A 24,417-nucleotide genomic window follows, 5' to 3' on the forward strand; every position below is an offset into this window, starting at 1 on the left:
TAGCTCTAGCTTAAGTGCGATACTCTGCGTTTATTTTCACATAGTCATACGAAAAGTCACATGTCCAAACTTGATCATGTGCAGCACCACGGTTCAATTTCACCGTGATGACAATTTCAGACTCGGCCATGACAGCCTGCCCCTTCTCTTCAGTATAATCTGGATCAGGCTGGCCGGATTTAACGATACAGACATCATTAATAAAAATAGACACACCTGATAAATCAAAATCAGCTAAACCGCTTCGTCCCACTGCCGCAAGGATTCTTCCCCAATTTGGATCAGAAGCAAACAGTGCTGTTTTGACTAATGGTGAATGGGCAATGGTATAGGCAACCTGGCGGCATTCTTCCTGGCTCTGTCCTTGCTCTACATTAATGGTAATGAACTTGGTCGCACCTTCACCGTCACGTACGATAGCTTGCGCCAGATAACAACAAATATCATTCATTGCCTTTTGCAAGGCTTCGCCTTCTTCTGAGGTAATCTGAGTAATCTTTGCATTGCCTGCCTGGCCAGTGGCCATTAGCACGCACGCATCATTTGTAGAGGTATCACCATCCACCGTGATGCGGTTGAAAGAATGATTCATGGCATTGTTTAGCATGGTGGTTAAAACAGCATAATCCACGTTGGCATCAGTCGCGATATAAGCCAGCATCGTGGCCATATCAGGTCGAATCATGCCGGATCCTTTAGATATACCGGTTATCGTAACGGTTTTGCCAGCTAATTCAACTTGCACAGACTTCGCCTTAGCGAGCGTATCTGTTGTCATAATGCCTTGAGCAGCGGCTAACCAGTTATCAGCTGTTAGACCATCATAGGTATCAGCCAAAACGGCACGGATCTTATCGACAGGTAATGGTTGACCTATTACACCTGTAGAGAATGGTAAAACATTCGCTTCATTGACCCCAGCGACTTCTGCTACAGCCTGACAACACGCTTTAGCTGCAACCAGGCCAGCTTCACCAGTACCGGCGTTAGCATTGCCAGAATTAATTAATAAATATCGTGTCGCTTCAGCTGCTTGATGCTGTTTCGCCACAATGACAGGGGCAGCACAAAAAGCATTCGTTGTATAAACCGCGGCTGTCTGTGTGCCTTCAGCGAGTTCTATCAATACAACATCTTGTCTGCCTGGCTTTTTTATTCCTGCACTAGCCGTGGCAAGGCGAATACCATCAATGGCCAGTAAATCTTCCGCCTTAGGTGCTGACAAATTGACTGCCATTAACGAATAGCTCCATGACATTGTTTGAATTTTTTACCACTGCCACATGGGCAAGGATCGTTACGACCGATTTTACTGCCGTCACGAGTATAAGGTTGATGAGCAGCAAGATCTTCTTCTTGATTCTCTTCACTGGCTAGTTGTTGAGCCTGCTCGTGTTGATATTCCATTTCAGCTGTCTGACGGCGCTGTTCTTCAACCGCTTCCACATCTTCTTCAGCTCTAATCTGTACGCGAGAGATGAGTTTAATGACTTCATGCTTAATATTGTCGAGCATAGCTTTAAACAGGCTAAACGATTCACGTTTATATTCCTGCTTAGGATCTTTCTGTGCGTAGCCACGTAGATTAATCCCTGTACGTAAATAATCCATCTGGGCCAGATGGTCTTTCCATTGGGAGTCCAGCGTTTGTAACATGATGGCTTTTTCAAAGTGACGCATTAATTCTGAGCCAACCGCTTCTTCTTTTTGTTTGTATGCCTTCTCTGCTTCTCCTACGATGCGTTCTCTTAATGACTCTTCATGTAAAGAGTCATCATTTTCTAACCATTCGGCTACAGGTGCTTCAAGAGCAAACTCTTCTCTGAGTGCTTCCTCTAAGCCTGAAATATCCCACTGTTCATCAATGCTATTAGGTGGAATATACATACTGATAACATCATTAATCACCGTGCTGCGCATTGATGAGATGGTCTCTGAAACATCGTCTGCAGCCATCAGCTCATTACGCTGCTCGTAAACAACCTTACGTTGATCGTTGGCGACATCATCAAATTCGAGCAATTGTTTACGAATATCGAAGTTATGCCCTTCCACTTTGCGTTGGGCATTTTCAATGGCACGTGATACCCAAGGGTGTTCAATAGCTTCACCCTCTTCCATGCCTAATTTCTGCATGAGTCCAGCCATCCGGTCTGAAGCAAAAATACGCATTAGATTATCTTCAAGAGACAGATAAAAGCGTGTTGAGCCGGGGTCACCCTGACGACCGGAACGGCCACGAAGTTGATTATCAATACGACGAGACTCATGACGCTCAGTACCAATGATATGCAAACCACCTGCTGCTAATACCGCTTCATGACGGTTCATCCACGCTTGGCGGATGGTTTGTTTTTGCTCGTCACTTGTATCTTCTGGCAAACCATCTAACTCAGCATCTAAACTACCGCCGAGCACAATATCGGTACCGCGACCAGCCATATTGGTGGCAATCGTTACCGCTGAAGGCATACCTGCATTCGCAATAATGTGTGCTTCTTTTTCGTGGAATTTAGCGTTGAGTACTTCGTGTGGGATTTTGGCCTTTTTAAGCAGGCTATGAAGATATTCTGAGCTTTCAATAGACGCTGTCCCTACCAGGACAGGTTGTCCACGCTTCACACAATCTTTTACATCTTCCAGAATGGCATCGTATTTTTCTTTTGCGGTGAGATAAATACGGTCTGCTTCATCTTTACGTTGCATTTCTTTGTGGGTCGGAATGACCACAACTTCCAGGCCATAAATGGATTGCAGCTCGTAAGCTTCAGTATCCGCAGTACCTGTCATGCCCGATAATTTAGAATACAGACGGAAATAGTTCTGGAAAGTGATAGAGGCTAAGGTTTGATTCTCGTTTTGAATCTTCACATTTTCTTTGGCTTCAACCGCTTGGTGTAAGCCTTCAGACCAACGACGACCGGGCATGCTTCTTCCGGTGAATTCATCGACAATGACAATTTGGTTATCCTGAACAATGTAGTCCACGTCGCGTTGGAACAAGACATGCGCACGTAACGCAGCGGTGACGTGGTGCATTAAACCAATATTGGCCGCATCATATAAGCTGGCATCGGCTGATAACAAACCGATATCAGTGAGCATCGACTCAATTTTTTCATGACCGGACTCGGTAAAGTGAACCTGCTTATTTTTTTCGTCCAGTGTGTAGTCACCTTCTACGGTAACGTCATCGCCCTCACCTTCTTGTTTGCTCAAGCTAGGGATAAGCGTATTAATTTTTTGATATAACTCTGAACTGTCTTCTGCTGGCCCAGAAATGATCAGCGGTGTTCTGGCTTCGTCAATCAGAATAGAGTCAACCTCATCGATGACAGCAAAATTTAATTCACGCTGGACTCTCTCTTCCAAACGAAACGCCATATTGTCACGGAGGTAATCGAAACCAAATTCATTATTGGTGCCATAGGTGATATCACAGTTATAGGCTTCACGACGTTCATCATTACCCAGGCCGCCAACAATAACGCCTGTTGTCAGTCCAAGGAACTCATATAGTTTACCCATTTGCGTGGCGTCACGTTTTGCAAGGTAATCATTAACCGTGATGACGTGAACACCTTTACCTTCAAGTGCATTCAAATAGACAGCCAATGTCGCAACAAGTGTTTTACCTTCACCGGTTTTCATCTCAGCGACTTTGCCATCATTCAACACCATGCCACCGATTAATTGGACATCGAAGTGACGCATGCCGAGAACACGTTTACTGGCTTCACGCACAACGGCAAAAGCTTCAGTCAATATGTCATCGATAGTTTGGCCATCAGCAAGACGCTGTTTAAATGCCTCAGTTTTGGCTTGTAACGCCGGGTCATCAAGTTGTTCTATTTCTGTTTCAAACTTGGCAATCTCATCTATCGTCTTACGCATTTTTTTCAATACGCGCTCGTTACGACTACCAAAAATTTTACTGAAAAACTTGCTAACCATTTTTTCGCCTTAAACTGTGTTGATTACGGCGTGAACACCGATAAAAGTAATAAACTTGTGATTATAACGCGGACAAAGTCAGTGTTTGTAGATCACATTGTTTCATGTGGAGACTTCCCACAAATAAAACAAGAGCTCAAAAGAATTTACTTGATAAAACTATAAGGATTGATATGTTGGCCGTCACGTAAGACTTCGTAGTGAACGTGTGGGCCGGTTGACCGCCCTGTCGATCCCATCAGCGCCACCACTTCACCCTTACTGACGCGCTCGCCCTTACTCACCTTTATTGTTTTATTGTGGGCATATCGTGTGACATAGCCGTTACCATGGTCGACTTCGACTAAGCCACCATAACCGCCACGATCACCCACCCAGCTGACAATACCATCGGCTACAGCCATGACTGGACTGCCTTCTTTGCCGGCAATGTCGATACCTTCATGGAAGGTTTTTTTACCATTAAACGGGTCGATACGATTGCCATAAAATGATGACACCCAGCCATTTTTAACCGGTTTACCTTCAGGAATACCTGCCGCAATATTTTCTTTTGTGATGAGATACTCTTCAAGGGCATTTAATGTATCACTCTGACCACGTAATTGACTTGATAGCTGTTGGATACCTCTTTCCAGTGCCTCACTATTAAGAGGCGAGCCATCATGTTCAATACCACCTTGACCAGGATGCTCATCTAAAGAAAAGTCTTCTGTCTCAAAGCCTGCAATTTGCGCCAGACGCTCACTGAACATTTTCAAACGTATAGTTTCTGCCTGTAAACCACCGAGCTGTTTGGCATAAAAATCTTGTAAATTTTCTTCTTGATTTTCGTCCAGGTTCTGAGTGGTATCGATGGGATTTGAACTAGAAGAGAGAGTAGGAACGGGGACAGGCTGGAGATTTTCTGTTATGCGGTCTGTATAGAGCCATTTCGCCAGGCTATAGCTACTAACACTAATAAGGCATGTCAGCATCAGCATCAGCACGAACAAACTGGATCGCGTTAAATGCCAATGCTTATGGGTCTTGCTGTTTGAGGATATAATGATAACCTGCATTGTTATCCTTTTTCAGTCACTTAAAATAATATGTCAAAAAAACCTGAGCGCATTGGTCAACTCTATCAAAACGATAACCAGATGAAATGGTTATCAATTCGCGCCCAAAAACTGAACAAGCTTAACACCATTTTACAAAAAAGCCTGCCTTTAAAATTTAGTAATCATTGCACATTGGCAAACATCACGGAAGATAAAATCATCATTCTCACTGATAAAGCCAATTATGCGAGTTTATTGCGCTTTCAGGCTGCCTTTATTTGTAAAACCTTATCAGCGCATTTACCGAATCCAGTAAAAAAACTGGAGGTCAAAGTCAGACCACAAAGCGAACCGCTTAAATCGAAAATGAATCCGAATACGCTCCGTGTATCAACTGAAACGGCAGAACTTCTAACAAGTACTGCCGCTGAAATGCAAGACGGCCCATTAAAGGCCGCCTTGAATAAACTCGCTAAACGTCAATCCAATCAGAAAAATTAGCTTGAAATTGAGGCAGCAGGTCGACTAAAAAGAATGGGGGCATCTTTATCGTCTTCGAAGCTGACCAACTCCCAGGCATCTTCCTGAGCTAATAATTTCCGTAATAATTTGTTATTCACCTCATGTCCTGACTTATGGCCTTTGAAAGCACCAATCAGACTGTGTCCCAGCAAATACAAATCACCGATGGCATCCAGCACTTTATGACGAACAAATTCATCTTCATAACGTAAGCCATCTTCATTCAACACACGGTAATCATCAACCACGATGGCATTATCCATACTGCCACCTAATGCCAGATTGTTTTCGCGTAACTTTTCGATATCTTTCATAAAACCAAATGTGCGTGCACGACTGACTTCACGAACAAACGATGTGGAGGAGAAATCAACATCGACTTGTTGAGGTCGTCCAGTAAATGCAGGATGCTCGAAATCGATAGTAAATGACACTTTAAAACCATCAAATGGTTCAAATTTCGCCCATTTATCACCGTCTTCCATCACAACTGGTTTTTTGATGCGGATGAACTGTTTAGCCACATTCTGCTCTTCAATACCTGCCGACTGCACCAAGAACACAAATGGACCGGCACTGCCGTCCATAATGGGTACTTCAGCTGCATTCAGGTCAATATAAGCATTATCAATACCTAAGCCGGCAAATGCAGATAATAAATGCTCCACTGTTGAAACACGTTGACCATGTTCAATCAGCGTGGTCGATAGAGCGGTTTCACCCACATTCTCAGCTTTTGCCTGAATCTCGACAACCGGGTCCAGATCCACTCTACGAAAAATAATGCCTGTATTAGGGGCGGCAGGTCGCAGGGTCAGATATACCATCTCACCACTATGCAAACCGACACCGGTCGCACGAATCACATTCTTCAATGTTCGTTGCTTTATCACGGTGTTTTACCCCCTTAAACAGTTACAGATCAAAGCATAATATCATAAGCAGAATATAAGCAGCTATACTAAATCAATCCGCCTGACGACGCAGAAAGGCTGGAATATCCAAATAATCCATATTGACATCTCCGTTGGCGACTTGTTTCTGCTGGCTATCTTTACCATTGCGAATGACTGTTGGTTCATCGTAATCGATTTCAACTGGCTTTTTCACAATTTCAATTTGTGGTGCAGCTTCTTCCGGCGCTTTCGCTACAGCGACTCTCGGTGCGCCTAAACCTGTCGCCACAACGGTCACTCTCAACTCGTCAGTCATGTCTGGGTCAATCACGGTTCCAACAACTACTGTAGCGTCATCTGAAGCAAATTCTTTAATGGTGTTACCCACTTCTTCGAACTCACCGATACTCATGTCCAGACCAGCAGTAATATTGACCAATACGCCACGGGCACCAGCCAAATCGACATCTTCTAATAATGGGCTTGAGACCGCTAATTTCGCGGCTTCACGTGCACGATGCTCACCTTTAGCATGCCCCGTGCCCATCATTGCCATGCCCATTTCTGACATCACAGTACGAACGTCAGCAAAGTCAACGTTAATCATACCTTCACGTGTGATTAATTCAGCAATACCCTGAACAGCACCTAACAAGACATCATTGGCTGATTTAAAGGCATTCAGCAAAGTCATATCTTTACCCAGTACCTTCAATAACTTCTCGTTCGGAATGGTAATCAACGAATCAACATGTTGACCTAATTCTTCAATACCCGCTTGCGCAATTTTCATACGCTTGCCACCTTCGAATGGGAAAGGTTTGGTAACGACAGCTACCGTCAGAATACCCATTTCTTTGGCCACTTGAGCAACGACCGGTGCAGCACCTGTGCCAGTACCACCACCCATACCGGCTGTGATAAAGACCATATCTGCACCATCGATCACTTCCATGATGCGTTCTCTGTCTTCTAACGCTGCTTGACGACCCACATCAGGATTGGCACCTGCACCCAAGCCTTTAGTAATGTCACCACCCAGTTGCAGTTGTGTGGTTGCTGAGCTTTTACGTAATGCTTGAGCATCCGTGTTTGCACTGATGAAATCCACCCCTTCAATTTGGTTGACAACCATATGCTCAAGCGCATTACCGCCACCACCACCAACACCAATCACTTTAATGACAGCATTTTCACTGTATGTATCAATTAATTCAAAAGTCATAACTTCTCCCCCAAAAAATTGTGTAAAACAAACATGCTCAATTACTCAGCTTAAAAATTCCCTTGGAACCAGCTTTTCATTCTTGCCAGCATGCCTTTTAAGCCTTCACTTACTTTAATTTCACCATGCCCTGGGGCATGCTCCTGATTGCCAAATAACAGCAACCCAACACCTGTTGCATGAATTGGGTTACGCACCACATCAACAAGTCCCCCGACATGCTGTGGCACTCCCAAACGCACAGGAAGGTGGAAGACCTCTTCAGCAAGCTCAATAGCGCCTTCCATTTTCGAACTACCGCCTGTCAGCACAATGCCCGCAGCCAGTAATTCTTCAAACCCACTACGACGTAGTTCAGCCTGAACTAACATCAATAATTCTTCATATCTCGGCTCAACCACTTCAGCTAGAGTTTGTCTAGCAAGCTGACGTGGTGGCCTGTCCCCCACACTCGGTACCTCAATGGTTTCATCTTCACGAGCCAGTTGTGTCAATGCACAGGCGTATTTAATTTTGATTTCTTCGGCATATTGCGTGGGTGTGCGTAATGCCACGGCGATATCATTGGTGACCTGATCGCCGGCAATCGGAATCACTGCTGTGTGGCGAATCGCGCCATCAACGAACACAGCTATGTCCGTGGTTCCACCGCCGATATCAACGATACAAACACCCAGTTCTTTTTCGTCCTGATCTAAGACAGAATAACTGGATGCCATTTGCTCAAGCACAATGCCATCAACTGTTAAACCACAACGTTCAATACATTTTGTGATGTTCTGAGCCGCACTGACAGCACCCGTAATCAGGTGAACTTTTGCTTCCAAACGTACACCTGACATCCCAATTGGTTCACGTATGCCTTCCTGGTTATCGATAATGTATTCCTGTGGCAATACATGCAGTAATTGTTGGTCTCCGGGGAAATGCACAGCTCGTGCTGCATCCATCACCCGATCAATATCGCCCTGAGTCACTTCCTTATCGCGAATAGCCACCGTTCCATGAGAATTCAGGCTTCGAATGTGGCTTCCGGCAATACCTGCATAGACTGAATAAATCTGGCAACCGGCCATCAATTCAGCTTCTTCAATCGCACGCTGAATCGACTGCACTGTCGATTCGATATTGACGACAACCCCTTTTTTCATGCCTCTGGCAGGGTGAGAACCAATGCCAATAATTTCGAGCGCATTATCATTGGGGCCGGCATCAACAACAGGTGCCGCAACAATTGCGACAACCTTTGATGTACCGATATCCAATCCAACGATAAGTTCTCTTTCAGTTCGTTTCGACATCATACTGTTCCATTAAAGTCAGGTTGCTGGCCGGATTTCCATACCACTGCCAGCCCATTGGTGTAACGCATATCAATTTCTTTAATCAGGTCTTTAAATGTACCTAGCCCACCCAAATAGACGTTAACAAAGCGGGTCAACCTGTCTTCATCATCTGTACGGCCCAATTTAAGATGTAATCCTTCTTTAAAATCTACTTGCCAGGCACGGCGTTTATCCATGCTCATACTGATGACTCGTAAGCCCAGCACATTCACTTTTTGCTGAACATCGACCAATCGTCGCGACAGCATTTCACTGGTGCCATCTGGGCCATGCAACTGAATCAAACCATCAGGCATTGTGTCTTTGCTGGGCTTAAACACTTTTCCGTGACGGTTGACCAAGCCATCATCATTCCAGCGAGCAACCGCTTCATGCTCAGCAACCATCAAATGCAAGGTATCTGGCCAGATTCGTCTCACCTGTATTTGCTCGACCCAAGGCAAGGTCTCACCTGCTTTTTGAATACTGGCTACATCTACATCTAAAAAACTGCCTCTGACAAAAGGCATCACCGCTTTGACTAACTCATTTCTGTCGGTATGGCGTAAAGTGCCATCTACCGTCACGTGCTTCACAGGCAAGGTATCGGCTTCACGCAGATACATTCCTCCCGCCACTAAGACGACGACCAAAGCCAACGTGGCGGCATGTTTGAACAATTTTTTCCATGCCAGTGGCGACCTGGGCTGTTTTACCTTAGCTGGCTCTTGTAATATGGCGCCTCTCCGCTGTTTAGCCATCAGCCCTCACCTCTGAAGCTTGTTTCTAAAATGCGGCAGACTAAATCATCGAATGACATTCCAGCTTGCTTCGCAGCCATGGGGACTAGACTGTGATCGGTCATACCGGGAACACTGTTTGCTTCAAGTAAAAACAGATTGCCTTGCTTGTCACGCATAAAGTCGATACGCCCCCATCCTTGCATGCCTAGGGCATTAAAGGCTTTTAACGCGATGTCTTGCATACCCTGTTCAACATCGGCTTCCAAACCACAGGGACATAAATATTCAGTGTCGTTGGCGTGATACTTGGCGTCAAAATCATAAAATTCATGTGGCGTTTTTAAACGGATGGCAGGTAGAGCTTCACCGTCTAGAATGGCAACGGTATATTCCTCCCCGTGTATCCACTGCTCAGCGATAACATCGGTGTCATATTTCAATGCCAAATCAATGGCCTGTTGTAATTCACTGTGGTCATTGACCTTGGACATTCCAATGCTGGAACCTTCGTTAACAGGCTTGATGATGAGAGGTAGCCCTAAATCAGCAACTAATTCATCCGTATTGGTTTGTGCACACACAGGAACAAACAGGGCAGTTGGTAAACCCTGTTGAATCCACGCTAATTTGCTCAATCGTTTGTTCATGGACAGTACAGAAGCACTAATTGCACTTCCGGTGTAAGGCAGATTGATGGCCTGTAAAAAACCTTGAATTTCACCATCTTCACCGCCACGTCCATGGAGGACGATAAACGCACGATCAAATTCACCACTGTTCATTTTTTGACAGATATCGAAGCTGACATCGATGCCATACGCATCGATACCACTACGTTGTAAGCCAGCTAATACCGCATTGCCACTAATGAGTGAAATCTCACGTTCAGCAGATCGGCCGCCCATCAGTACAGCAACACGACCAAATTCAGCAGCAGACACAGTGCGTTTTATCATGATGGCTCTCCGATTATATGAACTTCTGGAATCAGCTTAACGCCATGCTCTTGCTCAATCCGCTGCTGTACTTCAAAAATAAGTGTCTCAATGTCTTTTGCCGTGGCATCACCATTATTGACGATAAAGTTTGCATGTTTATCTGACACACTGGCACCGCCCACTGTGAGTCCTTTCAGACCACTGACTTCAATCAAACGACCAGAAAAGTCGCCGGGTGGGTTTCGAAAAACTGAACCTGCACAAGGTTGATTGGTGGGTTGACTGATATTTCTTTTTTTCAGTAGGTCACGGATAAGCTCCAGCTCAATCTCTTTATCACCTTGTTCAAACCGCATTTTTGCTGCTACGAACCACTGATTTTCTGGCAAGTTCACATGACGGTAACTCACCTCAAACTGATCAGCATTGTAGAGATGCAACTCACCTTGTTTATCAATTGTTGTGACTTCTACGACGGAGTCCCATGTTTCAACACCATGAGCACCAGCATTCATGGCTAAGGCACCACCTAAAGTACCCGGAATCCCTGCCCAGAAAGCAGCGCCTTTTAAGCCAGCCTTCGCCGCCTGTTTCGCTAACTTGCTGCAATAGAGCCCGACTTCTGCCGTAATCTCATTATCAATGACATCGATGGTTTGCAATGCGCCTGCGGTGACAATCACAGTGCCGGCAAAACCGCCATCACGTATTAATAAGTTACTACCCAGACCGACCCATAGCACAGGTTCTTCTGCAGGTAGTTGTTGTAAAAACAGGGCGAGATCATTTCTGTCGGTAGGACGGTAAAGCTGTTTTGCCGGCCCTCCTACACGCCATGAGTTATAACGAGACAGTGGCTCATTTGTTTTTAGTTCGCCTTTTAAAGTCCGAGGTAATGCCATCATTCAGCACCCCCATCGTTTAAGATCTCAGGTAAAGCCTGTGCCATCCGGCCGATATCTCCAGCACCTAATGTCAACAACACATCGCCGTCTTGTAGAAGGCCCGGTAATAATGCGTAGAGTTCCTGCTTGTCTTCTGCAAATACAGGCTCAACCTGGCCACGCAAGCGGATAGCCCGACATAAACTACGTGCATCTGCCCCGGCAATTTTTGCTTCACCGGCTGGATAGACCTCTAACACAACCAGCACATCAACACTGGATAAGACATGCGCAAAATCTTCAAACAAGTCACGTGTGCGTGTGTAGCGATGAGGTTGGAATACCAAAACTAAACGGTTATTTGGCCAACCACCTCGTGTGGCGGCAAGCGTGGCTGCGATCTCAGTCGGATGATGCCCATAATCATCAATCAACATGGCCTGACCTGTACCCGCTTTAACCTGACCCAGCAGATTAAAGCGTCGTCCTACACCATCAAACTTCAGTAAGGCTCTTTGGCAATCAGTGACACTGACATCAAGGTTACGTGCTACAGCCATGGCAGCAGTCGCATTCAAGGCATTGTGTAAGCCAGGCATATTCAATGTGACAGGGAAGCTCTGTCCTGAACGTTTCTCTACCACGGTGAAAAAGCTTTGCCCCTGATGCTGCGTCAGTTCCATTAACTGATAATCAGCATCAGGGTTTTGTCCGTAAGTGATAAACGGTCTGGTTACATCAGCCAATAACGATTGGATAACCGGATCATCAAGACATAACACTGCCAGTCCATAGAATGGTAAGTGATGAAGAAATTCAATGAAGGTGGCCTTCAATTTGCCAAAATCACCGTCATATGTCGCCATATGATCTTCATCAATATTCGTCACCACCGCAATCATTGGCTGCAGGTATAAGAATGATGCGTCACTTTCATCAGCTTCAGCGACCAGATAACGCCCTGTACCCAAACGCGCGTTCGTGCCGGCACTATTTAAACGTCCACCAATCACAAAGGTAGGATCCAGCTCGCCTTCGCTTAATAAGGCGGCTATCAAGCTGGTTGTTGTGGTTTTACCATGCGTTCCTGCTACAGCAATGCCATAACTAAATCGCATCAGCTCGGCCAACATTTCCGCTCTGGGTACAACAGGAATCAATTGCTCTCTAGCAGCCACTAATTCAACATTATCTTCGCTGACAGCCGTAGTAACCACCACTACATCAGCATCGTCAAGATACGATGCATCATGGCCAATCATAATGGTCGCACCCAGACTACGAAGATGCTTGATCAAGCTGTTCTCAGCTAAATCACTACCACTAACTTGATAACCCAAGTTCAATAATACTTCTGCGATACCGCCCATACCCACGCCACCAATACCGATGAAGTGGATATGCTTAACGCGGCTCTGCATGGCTGAGGTCAGTCTATCCATTGGCAGCCTCCATACAAATATCAGCGATATGCGCTGCTGTGCCCATTTTTGCGACTTGTCTTGCCGCATTTGCCATGTTTAATAACCCTTCTCTGTCTCCATCAAGTCGACGGACCGTATTCGCAATTACATCAGCATCTAAATCTTGATCTGCCATTAAAATTGCTGCATTCGTATCCACTAAGACCGCAGCATTGTGGGTCTGATGATCATCCACGGCATATGGATAAGGCACTAAAATTGATGCAATACCGGCCGCAGCGACTTCTGCCACAGTCAGTGCGCCAGCTCGGCATATCACTAAATCAGCCCAGGCATATGCCGCTGCCATATCCTCAATAAACTCTTTAACATCAGCCTCAACACCAGCGTCTTTATATGATTGGCGGCAATCATCACTATGCTTGCTACCACACTGATGGATGACTTCAGGACGATGGTCAGCGGATATCTTGGCTAACGCTTGCGGCACGAAGGTATTCAATGACCGTGCGCCCAGGCTTCCGCCCAAGACCAATAGATTTAATCGACCTGATTTTTCTGTCTGACGAAGGTGTGGCATCGGTAAATCTTCAATCGTTTTCCTTACGGGATTACCTACCCACTCTGCATCGATTTTTTTATCAAAACTGTCAGGGAAACCTGTTAGCACTTTGTCTGCTAATTTTGCTAATAAACGGTTCGTCAGACCTGGAATCGCATTTTGTTCATGAATAATTAATGGTTTTCCCATCAACCATGCTGCAAATCCACCAGGACCAGAGGCAAAACCACCCAGCCCCATCACTACATCAGGTTTTAATTGACGAATGAGTGAGCCCGCTTCCAGTACCGCTTTGACGACTTTAAATGGCGCTATTAACCAACCAAGCACACCGTTCCCACGTAAGCCTTTGACTTTAATTTCTGATAATAGATAGCCAGCTGTAGGCACTAATTTCGCTTCAATACCATGAGTGGTACCAATCCACGAAACTTCAACATCTCTCAGACGTAACTCTTCTGCCACCGCAAGTGCAGGGAAGACATGTCCACCGGTACCACCCGCCATAATCATGACTCTTTTCATCGTCTGATCCTCGCTGAGGCTTTTTCAGGTATTCGTGTTTCCATATCGACACGGAATAACAGTGCAATCGCCGCACACACAATCACCAAACTACTGCCGCCATAACTCATTAATGGCAAAGTCAGACCTTTTGTCGGAAGCGCCCCCATGTTCACACCAATATTGACGCAAGCCTGTAACCCCAACCAAATGCCGATGCCATAAGCGATCTGTGCACCAAATACTTGTCCAGCCTGCTCTGCAGCACGTCCGATCGCCAGAGCTCGCCAGATAAAGACGAAGAACAACACAATGACCGTCAGTGCACCAATCAGTCCCAGTTCTTCTGCAATAATCGAATACAGAAAGTCGGTATGCGCCTCAGGTAAATAAAATAACTTCTGCATACTGCTACCAAGACCCACACCGAACCAGTCGCCACGACCAAAGGCAATTAGTGCCTGTGTTAACTGAAAACCACTACCAAATGGGTCAGCCCAAGGGTCCATAAAACTCTGTAAACGTTCCAGACGGTATGGTGCAATCCAGACCAGCATCGCAAATAGCAGCCCCATCACACCAATCAATGTCGCAAACACATCTAATCTGGCACCACCTAAAAACAGCATGGCAAGCATGGTTGACATGATCACCACCATCGATCCCATATCAGGTTGTAATAACAACAATAAGGCTGCTACACCTAACAGGGTCAGTGGCGCTAAGACTTTTAAAAATGAGACGTGCAGCTGTCCATGGTGACGTTGCAAGTAATCAGCAATGTAGATAATGGCAAACAGCTTAATCAGCTCTGCTACTTGTAAATTGACAGGGCCAAGAGGTAACCAGCGTGAGCTGCCATTGACTTCACGTCCGACGCCTGGAATAAGCACCATAATTAACATCGCCACACCAGCCATTAGCAGTTGTGGGGCAATGCGCTGCCAAACGGCTAATCTGACAGAAATGAATCCCCAGGCAATGGCTATACCCACTGCAGCAAAGGCAAACTGGCGTATGAAAAAGTATAAAGGTTGCTCAAGACGACTATCTGCAACAGTAATCGACGCAGAACACACCATCACAAGACCGATAAACAGCAATGCGCCGGTAGAAAACAACAAGCTTTTATCAAATTGCAGTGAAGACTCACTCATGCTGCAATCTCCCTAACGGCTTGTTCGAAACAATTTCCACGTTCAACATAGCTACTGAACATATCGAAACTGGCACAGGCAGGAGACAATAAAACATTGTCGCCTTCAAACGCGATTTGCTGTGCAATTTTCACAGCATCAGCCATATCTTTTGCTTGAAGCTGATCAACACCAGTCGGAATGACTTGGGCGATTTTATCGGCATCTAATCCCAGCAGAATAACTGCCTTCACTGAGGCTTTGAGTGATGGTGTCAGTTCCGAAAAATCCTGTTCTTTTCCGACGCCACCAGCAATGAGAATAATTCTGCCATTACCTGCCAACCCATTAATGGCGGCAACTGATGCACCCACATTGGTTGCTTTAGAATCATTAAACCAACGCACACCATTCAGCTGTCTGACGAGACGACAACGATGTGGTAGGCCTTTATATTCTCGAATGGCTGACAACATGGATGACATAGGTAATGCCATCGCTGAGCCCAGCGCCAGCGCTGCCAGCGCATTGGCAATATTATGCATACCAACGATTTTCATCTGATCGATGGGTAATAAGGGATATTCGCCCTCAGCTAGCCATGTTTGTCCTTCTGTTTCTAATAAACCGAAGTCGACGCCTTGTGACTCATGAAGACTAAAACCGATAATGTTTCGGCCAGGCTGGCTCATGCTGTTCACAATCGGGTCATCCCGATTAATCACCATGACACCATCACCGTAAAAGATGGTTTGCTTAGCGCGTTGATAAGACTCTACGGAGTCATATCTGTCCATGTGATCCGGACTGACATTCAGCACTACTGCAGCAAAAGCATTCAATGAACGCACAGTTTCTAGCTGGAAACTGGATAGTTCAAGAATATAGAAATCGGGAGCGGACTCTTCTAACAGATCTAAAGCGGGTGTTCCTAAATTCCCCCCTGCTCTGACTGTTTTCCCTGACACTTGTGCCATCAGGGCCAAAAGCGTGGTGACCGTACTTTTACCATTTGAACCTGTAATCGCCACAATAGGGGCATCAGCATAGCGAGCAAACAGCTCAATATCACCCACAATCTCAATGCCTGCCTGACGTGCAATTTCAATTTCAGGAAGACGTGGATCGACCCCAGGACTTAAAACAATCAGATCCGCTTTTAAGATCCAGTCCTGATCCAGCCCGCCGGTTTTAATCAATACTTGTGGATACGCATTTTTCACATCCTGAACAGAAGGTGGATTCTCACGCGTATCCATGATGGCAATACCCAAAGCTCTGTTGGCTAAAAATCGGGCGCACGAAAGTCCTGTCTGACCCAGACCGATAATCAGGCAGTTTTTATGTGAAAGACTATTCATGCCGTATGTCATCGTATTTTCAACGTCGCTAAACCAATCAACACCAGGAACACAGTGACAATCCAAAACCGCACAATAATGCGAGGTTCCGGCCAGCCTTTCAGTTCATAGTGATGATGAATCGGTGCCATAAGAAATACGCGTTTACCGCGTAGCTTGTATGAGCCCACTTGAATCATGACCGACAGTGTTTCAATCACAAACACGCCTCCCATGATCAGTAAAACCAACTCTTGTCTGACTAATACGGCTACTGTACCCAGTGCGGCACCCAGTGCCAGGGCACCCACATCCCCCATAAAGACTTGTGCGGGATAGGTATTGAACCAAAGAAAGCCGAGTCCAGCTCCCACCATAGCCGCGCAGAAAACAACGAGTTCGCCGGCACTTGGAATAAAGGGAATTTGTAAATAGCTTGCAAATTCAAAGTGTCCAGCGACATAACTGAATAAGCCTAATGCAGCCGCGACCATCACCGTAGGCATAATGGCTAGGCCGTCCAGGCCATCGGTCAAATTCACTGCATTGCTGCTACCCACAATCACCAAATAAGTCAGCAGCATGTACCAACCACCCAAAGGAATCACAATCTCTTTAAAAAACGGCACGATCAATTGCGTTTCAGCCGGCACAGTGACCGTCATAAATAAAAAGATAGCTGCTCCGGCACCAAAGACAGATTGCCAGAAATATTTATATCGGCTGAGCAAACCACGAGGGTCTTGACGGACTAATTTGATGTAGTCATCTACAAACCCAATCAGTCCAAAAGCTAATGTAATAATCAAAACTACCCAGACATAACGATTGGTCAGGTCAGCCCAAAGTAGTGTGCTGACAGCAATTGCCACCAATATCAGAGCGCCACCCATGGTGGGTGTGCCTTTCTTGCTGAAATGAGATTCTGGGCCATCTTGTCTGACAACCTGACCAATCTGTCTAAAACTCAAATGACGGATCATGGTCGGTCCGATAATCAATGCAATACCCAAGGCCGTCATGACCCCAAGAATGGCTCTCAGTGTCAGGTACTGAAACACGTTAAAGCCACTGTAGTATTGGCTCATATAATCACTCAATAACAGCAGCATTACTGTGCCTCCGAGGCTAGCGCATCGGCTAATTTATCCAATTGCATAAAACGTGATCCTTTAATCAAACAGGTCACATCTGCCGTTAAGGTGTTTTGCAAAAGCTGTTGCAATGTTTGTATGTCCTCAAAATGAATGGCGTTATCACCAAACTCAGCAGCTGCGAGCTGGCTCTTCTCTCCCACCGTAAATAGCGATGTCACGCCTGCGGCTTTTGCTTGTAAGCCCATGCTCTGATGAATGGCATCACACTCATCACCTAACTCACCAAAATCTCCCAGAACCAACCAACGAGGTTCATCAAAACCAGACAAGGTTTCCAATGCCCGCAGGTAGGAGCCGGGATTAGCGTTGTAGGTATCGTCAATCAAGCGACTCCCTGACAAACCTTTACGCATTTGTAAGCGGTGAGGTACGGCTTGTAGTGTGTTCAGCCCGCGAACCATTGCATCAACAGGAATATTCAGCGCCACAGATATGGCTATGGCCGCCAACGCGTTGTTCACATTATGTAAGCCGGGCAAAGGTATAGTCATATGGTGGTTAATACCATCAATATGAACAAGGAAATGACTTGCCGCAGGCTCTGGCTGGATATAGTCGGCGAAGATATCCACTTTTGTTTGCAATCCAAAACGGATAGTTTTTCTACCCGCAATCAAGGGTTGCCATATTGATTCGTATGGCATATCGGCATTTACCACTGCAATGCCGTTCTTTTTCAATCCTTGATAAATACTGCCTTTTTCTTTAGCTATACCCTCTTCGCTACCTAAACCTTCGATATGGGCAGACGCAATATTATTAATCACTGAAACATCGGGTGATACGATACTCATCAGATAAGCAATTTCGCCTGGATGGTTTGTGCCCATCTCAATCACCGCATAGTCATCCGATTTATCCATACGACAAATGGTTAAAGGCACGCCCAGATCGTTATTTAAATTGCCTTGTGTTGCTGTGACTGTGCCCACTTCAGACAAAATAGCTTTGACCATTTCTTTTAGGCTGGTTTTACCATTACTGCCAGTGATGGCGATGACTTTTGCATGGCATTCTGCTAACCAGGCTTTTGCAATTTGTCCAAAAGCTATTCGAACATCATCTACCTTGATCTGTGGTAACTCATCATCTTGATATTCACTCACTAATGCCGCGACAGCACCATTTTCTCTGGCTTTTGCTAAGTAGGTATGACCATCGACATGTTCCCCTTTAAAGGCAATGAATAAATCACCTGGTGTCACTTTACGTGAATCAATGACAGCACCTGTTACCACAACATCAGCAACGTCATTCTGGGCTGAGACAATCTCAGCAATCTGTGTAAGCGTTAGCTGAAGCCCCATCAATGACCTCCCACCACGTTTTTTATGCCCGTTGAGTATGAGTCGAACACGGCTTTAACCACAGCCGCATCACTAAACGGATAGCGAACATGATTGATTTCCTGATAGGACTCATGCCCCTTACCTGCAATCAGCACAATATCTTCTTGCTTGGCATGATTGATGGCATAGCTAATAGCTAGCTTACGATCGAGTTCAACGCGAATTTTCTGCGGTTCATCACACCCCGCCAGGATATCTTCAATAATCAGCAGATGGTCTTCGGTGCGAGGATTATCATCCGTAACAATGACCTGATTAGCTTCTCTTTCTGCGACTTTACCCATAAGTGGGCGCTTACCACGGTCTCTATCCCCGCCACATCCAAATACACACCAGAGCTGCCCCGTTTTGGGTAAGTGAACTTGCAAGGTCTTCAGTGCCTGATGTAATGCGTCAGGTGTGTGAGCATAGTCGATGACCACTGTGGATTGACCCGGCTGAGTATATGTTTGCATGCGCCCACTTACTGCCTGACATTGATTAATAGCTTCAGCGCATTGTTGTTGGTCTAGTCCCAATGCTGTAAGCACACCTATCGCAGCCAGTATATTGTCAACATTGAACTCACCCAGTACTGGCAAGCTTACAGGCAGTTTATTTGCATTAACCTGCGCTTCAAAGGACACACCATCTGCTTTGTATGCGATCTGCTCTGCACGAATATTCACCTGATTTTGTGCGCCGCCGTATGTCAGTAAGTTCACACCAGATTTCAGTTTCGAGATGACATCTGTACCAAAGGCATCATCTGCGTTAATCACGGCGTATTCCACACTCTCCATATCAAACAAGCGTTTTTTTGCTGCAGCGTAGTTGGCCATGGTTTTGTGATAATCAAGGTGATCCCGGCTGAGGTTGGTCAACACGGCCACATTGATATCAACACTATTTAACCGGCCTTGAGCTAGGGCATGGGATGAAGCCTCCAATGCCACGTACTCACAACCTTCACGCTTAAACTTCGCCAACAGCTTCTGCATGGTAACGGGGTCAGGCGTTGTCATCCCGGTCATTTCCAGGTCACACAAACGCCCTGCCCCCATGGTGCCAATCACACCACATGGTTTGTTTATTGACTCCAATGCTTGAGCGATAAATTGACTGACTGAGGTCTTACCATTGGTCCCGGTGACAGCAATCACCGTCATGTCCTTGGACGGGTGGTCGTAAAAACGTGCCGCTATAAACCCTGCTTTTTCAGCTAGATTTTCAACTGAGTAAGCCATAACCACTGCTTCAGTGAGCATTTGAAGCTCAGTCTCAGTTAACGGTTGTTGCTCATCAATCAGGACAGCAAAAATATCCTTTTCCAATGCCTGTCGAAGGTGCTTTTCTCTATCAACCGTATTTTTAGCCAAAGCCAGAAACAGACCACCGGCAGCAACCCGTCGGCTGTCCATACTGATATCGCTCAATGTACATTCTTGTAATGTGGATTTATCCACAACAAAATCACTGAGTAATGCCATCAACGACTGAGATTTTACGATTGAAGTCATCATTTGTGAGCCACCTGCATCTGGGTCATCGGTAAATCGTCAGGGGCAATATTCAACAAGCGCATTGCACCCGCCATCACTTCTGCAAACACAGGCGCAGCAACTGCGCCACCGTAATATTCACCTTGTGGCTCATCAATCATCACGACCATCGCTAAACGTGGAGCTGATGCGGGGATGATGCCAGCAAAGACAGATTGATAACGATCATCAGCATAACCACCGCTGATCGCTTTTTTCGCGGTTCCGGTTTTTCCGGCTACATGATAATTCGCCACAGCAGCACGTGTGGCGGTGCCGCCTGGTTCAATGACCTTCACCATCATCTGCACGACATCACGCATGATGTCTGCTGAGAATTCTCGTCGGCCTTTTGGCACTTTATCTGTTTTAATGAAGGTGACAGGTTTGAGAATCCCACCATCCGCTAAAACGGTGTAGGCTCTGGCAAGTTGCATCGCACTAGTCGATAAACCGTAACCATATCCCATGGTGGCGATATCTAATGTGTGCCATGACTGAGGATCCGGCATGGTTCCCATCGCCTCACCTGGAAAGTAAGCACCCGTTGCCTCACCCAAGCCGAAACTGGCAAAGTCATGCCACAGTTCAGCAGGATCAAGAGCCAACGCAATCTTACTGGCACCGACATTACTTGATTTCTGGATAAGGGTCGTCAGATCGATTTCACCATAGTCTCTGAAATCTTTTATGGGGTGGCCACTTACTCGATAATAGCCAGGGTGTGTATTAATGATGGTGCTTTGATCAAACTCACCCGATTTAATTCCACTGACGACCGTAAATGGCTTGACCGTTGAGCCAGGTTCAAATAAATCAGTAACGGCACGGTTTCTGAGATCACTGGGTTTGAGGCCGGCTCTATTGTTTGGGTTATATGAGGGCTGATTAGCCATCGCCAGCACTTCACCCGTACGCGTATCAAGAATGACAGCAGTACCTGATTTTGCCTGATGTTCAGCAACGGTTTTCTTCAAGGCTTGGTAAGTTAAATATTGCAGTCTGAGATCAATGCTCAACTGCACATTTTCGCCGGATTTAGCCGGACGAATCAGCTCACCACCTTCAACGTAGTTACCACGGCTGTCACGCACCATACGCTTCAATCCAGGGCGACCAGTCAGCACTGCATCGTAAGTCAGCTCAAGTCCTTCCTGACCGATATCATCAATATTGGTAAAACCCACAATATGTGAAGCAACTTCACCAGCTGGATAATAACGTTTGTATTCACGTTGAAGCGCCACACCCTGTATGCCCAGCGCTTTTACTTTTGCTGATAATTCCGGTGTGATACGACGTTTCAGATACACAAATTCTCGGGACTGATTCTCTTCAATCTTATTTTTAATTTTTTGGACGGATAAACCCAGTAACTGTGCCAGTTGTGGTATCCGGGGATCACTCGCTAATACATCCTGAGGATTTAACCAGACAGAATGTACAGGTGTACTTATTGCCAATGGTTCACCATGGCGATCCACAATCATGCCGCGATGAGCAACGATAGGCACTTGACGAAGATGGCGGGCATCACCTTGATGACGCAAAAACTCAGGATTTAAGACCTGGATATCAGCCAAACGCCAGCATAATCCAGCCACCATCAATACAAACATGATGCGAACCAGATTAAGGCGCCAAGCGCCTACTTGTTGCACTTTCTGACCGCGCTGCTTCATGGCTTTATCACCACTGTCATATCAGATTTAGGTACGGTCATATCCAGACGTCGTTTCGCTTCTTGCTCTACACGACTTGGGCTTGCCCAAGTGCTTTCTTCCAACAATAAACGTCCCCACTCTTCGTTCAGAGCATCACGTTGTTTTTCTAATTGTTGCAGTTGCACAAATTCATTTCGGCTCATGTGTTTTGTATAAATCACAGACACAGCAGAAACCAAAACGACAAAAGCCATTACGAATAATGGCGTATCAATCTTGATGGTTTCTAACAGTGCTTTTAAATTCATGCCAGCTTCTCCGCTATACGAAGCACGGCACTTCGAGCGCGTGGATTGAGTTTGATTTCTTCTTCTGATGCTTTGATAGCTTTGCCAATCACTTTCAGACGAGGATTTAATTGATCTACGGTGACGGGGAAATGAGACGGCAGATCATCACCACGGGCTTCATCACGGAAAAACCGTTTCACAATGCGATCTTCGAGTGAGTGAAAACTAATCACTGCCAAACGACCACCCACGGCTAATACATCCAAAGCTTGCTCTAAAGCCGTTGTGAGTTCTTCCAGCTCATTGTTGATAAAAATTCGAATAGCCTGAAATGTTCTGGTAGCTGGATGCTTGAACTTGTCGCGTGATGGACTGGCTTTATCCACTAAATCGGCTAACTGTTTAGTCGTTGTAATAGGATGTTCATCACGTGTTTCCACAATCGCTCTGGCAATACGTTTGCCATAACGTTCTTCACCCAGCGTTTTTATCACATCAGCAATTTCATCCATATCAGCTGTTGCCAACCACTCTGCTGCACTTAAACCCGCTTCAGGATTCATTCGCATATCAAGTGGACCATCTTTCATAAAGCTGAACCCACGATCAGCATCGTCTAACTGTGGCGATGACACACCAATGTCCATCAAGATTCCATCGACATTGCCTTGCCAGAGACGAGCATGAACCGCTGTATTGAGTTCTGAGAAATTGCCATGTTCTATTGAAAAACGGGGATCTTTTGCAGCCAGAGCCTGACCTGTTTTGATCGCTTGAGGATCACGATCCAAACCCAATAAGCGGCCATTGTCAGACAACAACGCAAGAATGGCACGGCTGTGTCCGCCGCGACCAAAGGTAGCATCAAGATATTTACCATCTGCCTTCACTGACAAGCCCTGTATGGTCTCGCTTAACAAGACTGGCAGATGTTCCGAGTCGTTCTCAGTCATAATTCCGCCTTATATCGACAGGCTTTCTAGTTCAGCCGGTAAAATCTCGCCAAAATCTTCTTCTAAACATTCATCCATGAGTTCATTCCAAGTTTGTTCATTCCACAACTCAAACTTGTTACCTTGACCAATCATCACCATGTTTTTATCAAGGCCTGCAAACTCACGTAATTTAGCGGGTAATAAAATACGGCCATTGCCATCCATTTCACATTCAGTGGCATAACCGAGAAGCATTCTTTTTAATCGACGTACTTGAGGATTCAAACTGGGTAATGCGGAAAGTTTTTCTTCAACAATTTCCCATTCAGGTAATGGGTACAACTGCAAACAATGATCAGAATGATCGATGGTGATGACTAATCGGCCTTCACAACAGACGTCAAGATGCTTGCGGAACTTGGCTGGAACAGCCATCCGTCCTTTTGCATCAAGATTGAAAGTTGCCACGCCTCGAAACACTGGTCATCCTCAAAAAACACGATCCACTAAGATCCACTTTCCCCCACTTGTCGACACTATAGGAGTGCAAATGTCCGAAGTCAAGCCTGTGAATAAACAAAATCCTCTTTTTATGACAATGACTTAGAGACTTTTCATAAAAGTGGGAGAAAATGACTGGAGGTGTTTCTCAAGGAGGTCTTTCTTATCAAAAAACTGGCATGTGAAGTTAAAGTAAATTCTAGATTACGTATCTAAAAGACAAAAAAATAACTGCTCAGACAGAAAAATTGACTCTGTCTGCAGCAGTTATTTCGATGATGACATGTTAGGTTGAGACGACCGATAAGCCGGGTTCTGTCGAGGACAATCATTCATCTGGGACTGATGTCGCCATCAGCCTCAAGCAACCTACCCAGGAACAGTACGGGTCGCACATGTCTGCCGAAACAGACGTTCCTCTATTTGGTCTTGCTCCAGGTGGGGTTTACCATGCCACTTCTGTTACCAGAAGCGCGGTGCGCTCTTACCGCACCCTTTCACCCTT

General features: G+C 45.7%; 21 protein-coding genes and 1 other RNA gene. 1 reads left to right on the top strand and 21 read right to left on the bottom strand.

All coding sequences use genetic code 11. From position 1 onward, the window contains the following. Positions 1-10: 10 nt before the first annotated feature. From argJ to B3014_RS09225, 3 genes are all read right to left on the bottom strand, one after another. Positions 11-1,237, bottom strand: coding sequence for a bifunctional glutamate N-acetyltransferase/amino-acid acetyltransferase ArgJ (gene argJ, locus B3014_RS09215; RefSeq protein WP_289244038.1), 1,227 nt, complete (start codon positions 1,235-1,237; stop codon positions 11-13). Then, complete coding sequence (gene secA, locus B3014_RS09220; RefSeq protein ID WP_289244039.1) at positions 1,237-3,954, bottom strand: preprotein translocase subunit SecA; 2,718 nt, start codon at positions 3,952-3,954, stop codon at positions 1,237-1,239. The genes argJ and secA overlap by 1 nt, the downstream gene beginning before the upstream one ends. A gap of 146 nt (positions 3,955-4,100) precedes the next feature. After that, positions 4,101-5,015 carry a M23 family metallopeptidase gene (locus B3014_RS09225; RefSeq protein ID WP_289244040.1) on the bottom strand — a complete coding sequence of 305 codons (915 nt, stop codon included), beginning with the start codon at positions 5,013-5,015 and terminating at the stop codon, positions 4,101-4,103. A gap of 81 nt (positions 5,016-5,096) precedes the next feature. Here B3014_RS09225 and B3014_RS09230 point away from each other — a divergent pair, with 81 nt between their 5' ends. Next, positions 5,097-5,498 carry a DciA family protein gene (locus B3014_RS09230; RefSeq protein ID WP_286305471.1) on the top strand — a complete coding sequence of 134 codons (402 nt, stop codon included), beginning with the start codon at positions 5,097-5,099 and terminating at the stop codon, positions 5,496-5,498. Here B3014_RS09230 and lpxC read toward each other — a convergent pair. The 18 genes from lpxC to rnpB all read right to left on the bottom strand — a co-directional run. After that, positions 5,495-6,412, bottom strand: coding sequence for a UDP-3-O-acyl-N-acetylglucosamine deacetylase (gene lpxC / locus B3014_RS09235; RefSeq protein WP_286305472.1), 918 nt, complete (start codon positions 6,410-6,412; stop codon positions 5,495-5,497). The genes B3014_RS09230 and lpxC overlap by 4 nt on opposite strands. 73 nt (positions 6,413-6,485) lie before the next feature. Continuing rightward, positions 6,486-7,640, bottom strand: coding sequence for a cell division protein FtsZ (gene ftsZ / locus B3014_RS09240; RefSeq protein ID WP_286305474.1), 1,155 nt, complete (start codon positions 7,638-7,640; stop codon positions 6,486-6,488). A gap of 50 nt (positions 7,641-7,690) precedes the next feature. Continuing rightward, positions 7,691-8,941 carry a cell division protein FtsA gene (ftsA, locus tag B3014_RS09245; RefSeq protein ID WP_286306070.1) on the bottom strand — a complete coding sequence of 417 codons (1,251 nt, stop codon included), beginning with the start codon at positions 8,939-8,941 and terminating at the stop codon, positions 7,691-7,693. Next, positions 8,941-9,726 carry a cell division protein FtsQ/DivIB gene (locus B3014_RS09250; protein ID WP_289244041.1) on the bottom strand — a complete coding sequence of 262 codons (786 nt, stop codon included), beginning with the start codon at positions 9,724-9,726 and terminating at the stop codon, positions 8,941-8,943. Before B3014_RS09250 ends, ftsA begins: the two co-directional genes overlap by 1 nt. Beyond that, a complete protein-coding gene (locus B3014_RS09255) occupies positions 9,726-10,664 on the bottom strand; it encodes a D-alanine--D-alanine ligase (protein ID WP_289244042.1) in 939 nt (312 codons plus the stop codon). The genes B3014_RS09250 and B3014_RS09255 overlap by 1 nt, the downstream gene beginning before the upstream one ends. After that, complete coding sequence (gene murB / locus B3014_RS09260) at positions 10,661-11,551, bottom strand: UDP-N-acetylmuramate dehydrogenase (protein ID WP_289244043.1); 891 nt, start codon at positions 11,549-11,551, stop codon at positions 10,661-10,663. Before murB ends, B3014_RS09255 begins: the two co-directional genes overlap by 4 nt. Continuing rightward, positions 11,548-12,972 (bottom strand): UDP-N-acetylmuramate--L-alanine ligase, encoded by a 1,425-nt coding sequence (gene murC / locus B3014_RS09265; RefSeq protein ID WP_286305477.1) that lies wholly within the window; start codon positions 12,970-12,972, stop codon positions 11,548-11,550. Before murC ends, murB begins: the two co-directional genes overlap by 4 nt. Further along, the gene (gene murG / locus B3014_RS09270; protein WP_289244044.1) at positions 12,965-14,041 is read right to left on the bottom strand and encodes an undecaprenyldiphospho-muramoylpentapeptide beta-N-acetylglucosaminyltransferase; all 1,077 of its coding nucleotides are present in this window, start codon (positions 14,039-14,041) and stop codon (positions 12,965-12,967) included. The genes murC and murG overlap by 8 nt, the downstream gene beginning before the upstream one ends. Next, positions 14,038-15,177, bottom strand: coding sequence for a putative lipid II flippase FtsW (ftsW, locus tag B3014_RS09275; RefSeq protein WP_289244045.1), 1,140 nt, complete (start codon positions 15,175-15,177; stop codon positions 14,038-14,040). The genes murG and ftsW overlap by 4 nt, the downstream gene beginning before the upstream one ends. Continuing rightward, positions 15,174-16,517 carry a UDP-N-acetylmuramoyl-L-alanine--D-glutamate ligase gene (gene murD / locus B3014_RS09280; protein ID WP_289244046.1) on the bottom strand — a complete coding sequence of 448 codons (1,344 nt, stop codon included), beginning with the start codon at positions 16,515-16,517 and terminating at the stop codon, positions 15,174-15,176. Before murD ends, ftsW begins: the two co-directional genes overlap by 4 nt. An 8-nt stretch (positions 16,518-16,525) precedes the next feature. Next, a complete protein-coding gene (gene mraY, locus B3014_RS09285; RefSeq protein ID WP_286305480.1) occupies positions 16,526-17,608 on the bottom strand; it encodes a phospho-N-acetylmuramoyl-pentapeptide-transferase in 1,083 nt (360 codons plus the stop codon). After that, entirely contained in the window at positions 17,608-18,960 is a 1,353-nt protein-coding gene (locus tag B3014_RS09290; protein ID WP_289244047.1) for a UDP-N-acetylmuramoyl-tripeptide--D-alanyl-D-alanine ligase, read from the bottom strand. Before B3014_RS09290 ends, mraY begins: the two co-directional genes overlap by 1 nt. Continuing rightward, entirely contained in the window at positions 18,960-20,504 is a 1,545-nt protein-coding gene (locus B3014_RS09295) for a UDP-N-acetylmuramoyl-L-alanyl-D-glutamate--2,6-diaminopimelate ligase (RefSeq protein WP_289244048.1), read from the bottom strand. The genes B3014_RS09290 and B3014_RS09295 overlap by 1 nt, the downstream gene beginning before the upstream one ends. Then, positions 20,501-22,204, bottom strand: coding sequence for a peptidoglycan D,D-transpeptidase FtsI family protein (locus B3014_RS09300; RefSeq protein ID WP_289244049.1), 1,704 nt, complete (start codon positions 22,202-22,204; stop codon positions 20,501-20,503). The genes B3014_RS09295 and B3014_RS09300 overlap by 4 nt, the downstream gene beginning before the upstream one ends. Beyond that, positions 22,201-22,494 carry a cell division protein FtsL gene (ftsL, locus tag B3014_RS09305; RefSeq protein WP_286305484.1) on the bottom strand — a complete coding sequence of 98 codons (294 nt, stop codon included), beginning with the start codon at positions 22,492-22,494 and terminating at the stop codon, positions 22,201-22,203. Before ftsL ends, B3014_RS09300 begins: the two co-directional genes overlap by 4 nt. Further along, positions 22,491-23,429: a 16S rRNA (cytosine(1402)-N(4))-methyltransferase RsmH gene (gene rsmH, locus B3014_RS09310; RefSeq protein ID WP_286305485.1), complete on the bottom strand. Its 939-nt coding sequence runs from the start codon at positions 23,427-23,429 to the stop codon at positions 22,491-22,493. The genes ftsL and rsmH overlap by 4 nt, the downstream gene beginning before the upstream one ends. Before the next feature lie 9 nt (positions 23,430-23,438). Further along, the gene (gene mraZ / locus B3014_RS09315) at positions 23,439-23,891 is read right to left on the bottom strand and encodes a division/cell wall cluster transcriptional repressor MraZ (RefSeq protein WP_286305486.1); all 453 of its coding nucleotides are present in this window, start codon (positions 23,889-23,891) and stop codon (positions 23,439-23,441) included. 309 nt (positions 23,892-24,200) lie between these two features. Further along, positions 24,201-24,417, bottom strand: an RNA gene (rnpB, locus tag B3014_RS09320) — RNase P RNA component class A; the annotation flags it as partial.

It is taken from the genome of Methylophaga sp. UBA678 (assembly GCF_002299105.1).
Taxonomy (GTDB): Bacteria; Pseudomonadota; Gammaproteobacteria; order Nitrosococcales; family Methylophagaceae; genus Methylophaga; species Methylophaga marina.

What these genes read in the sequence shown, in the direction of transcription:
- argJ (WP_289244038.1), bottom strand. Translation starts at nt 1,237, where the DNA reads ATGGCAGTCAATTTGTCAGCACCTAAGGCGGAAGATTTACTGGCCATT.
- secA (WP_289244039.1), bottom strand. Translation starts at nt 3,954, where the DNA reads ATGGTTAGCAAGTTTTTCAGTAAAATTTTTGGTAGTCGTAACGAGCGC.
- B3014_RS09225 (WP_289244040.1), bottom strand. Translation starts at nt 5,015, where the DNA reads ATGCAGGTTATCATTATATCCTCAAACAGCAAGACCCATAAGCATTGG.
- B3014_RS09230 (WP_286305471.1), top strand. Translation starts at nt 5,097, where the DNA reads ATGAAATGGTTATCAATTCGCGCCCAAAAACTGAACAAGCTTAACACC.
- ftsZ (WP_286305474.1), bottom strand. Translation starts at nt 7,640, where the DNA reads ATGACTTTTGAATTAATTGATACATACAGTGAAAATGCTGTCATTAAA.
- ftsA (WP_286306070.1), bottom strand. Translation starts at nt 8,941, where the DNA reads ATGTCGAAACGAACTGAAAGAGAACTTATCGTTGGATTGGATATCGGT.
- B3014_RS09250 (WP_289244041.1), bottom strand. Translation starts at nt 9,726, where the DNA reads ATGGCTAAACAGCGGAGAGGCGCCATATTACAAGAGCCAGCTAAGGTA.
- B3014_RS09255 (WP_289244042.1), bottom strand. Translation starts at nt 10,664, where the DNA reads ATGATAAAACGCACTGTGTCTGCTGCTGAATTTGGTCGTGTTGCTGTA.
- murB (WP_289244043.1), bottom strand. Translation starts at nt 11,551, where the DNA reads ATGATGGCATTACCTCGGACTTTAAAAGGCGAACTAAAAACAAATGAG.
- murC (WP_286305477.1), bottom strand. Translation starts at nt 12,972, where the DNA reads ATGGATAGACTGACCTCAGCCATGCAGAGCCGCGTTAAGCATATCCAC.
- murG (WP_289244044.1), bottom strand. Translation starts at nt 14,041, where the DNA reads ATGAAAAGAGTCATGATTATGGCGGGTGGTACCGGTGGACATGTCTTC.
- ftsW (WP_289244045.1), bottom strand. Translation starts at nt 15,177, where the DNA reads ATGAGTGAGTCTTCACTGCAATTTGATAAAAGCTTGTTGTTTTCTACC.
- murD (WP_289244046.1), bottom strand. Translation starts at nt 16,517, where the DNA reads ATGAATAGTCTTTCACATAAAAACTGCCTGATTATCGGTCTGGGTCAG.
- mraY (WP_286305480.1), bottom strand. Translation starts at nt 17,608, where the DNA reads ATGCTGCTGTTATTGAGTGATTATATGAGCCAATACTACAGTGGCTTT.
- B3014_RS09290 (WP_289244047.1), bottom strand. Translation starts at nt 18,960, where the DNA reads ATGGGGCTTCAGCTAACGCTTACACAGATTGCTGAGATTGTCTCAGCC.
- B3014_RS09295 (WP_289244048.1), bottom strand. Translation starts at nt 20,504, where the DNA reads ATGATGACTTCAATCGTAAAATCTCAGTCGTTGATGGCATTACTCAGT.
- B3014_RS09300 (WP_289244049.1), bottom strand. Translation starts at nt 22,204, where the DNA reads ATGAAGCAGCGCGGTCAGAAAGTGCAACAAGTAGGCGCTTGGCGCCTT.
- ftsL (WP_286305484.1), bottom strand. Translation starts at nt 22,494, where the DNA reads ATGAATTTAAAAGCACTGTTAGAAACCATCAAGATTGATACGCCATTA.
- rsmH (WP_286305485.1), bottom strand. Translation starts at nt 23,429, where the DNA reads ATGACTGAGAACGACTCGGAACATCTGCCAGTCTTGTTAAGCGAGACC.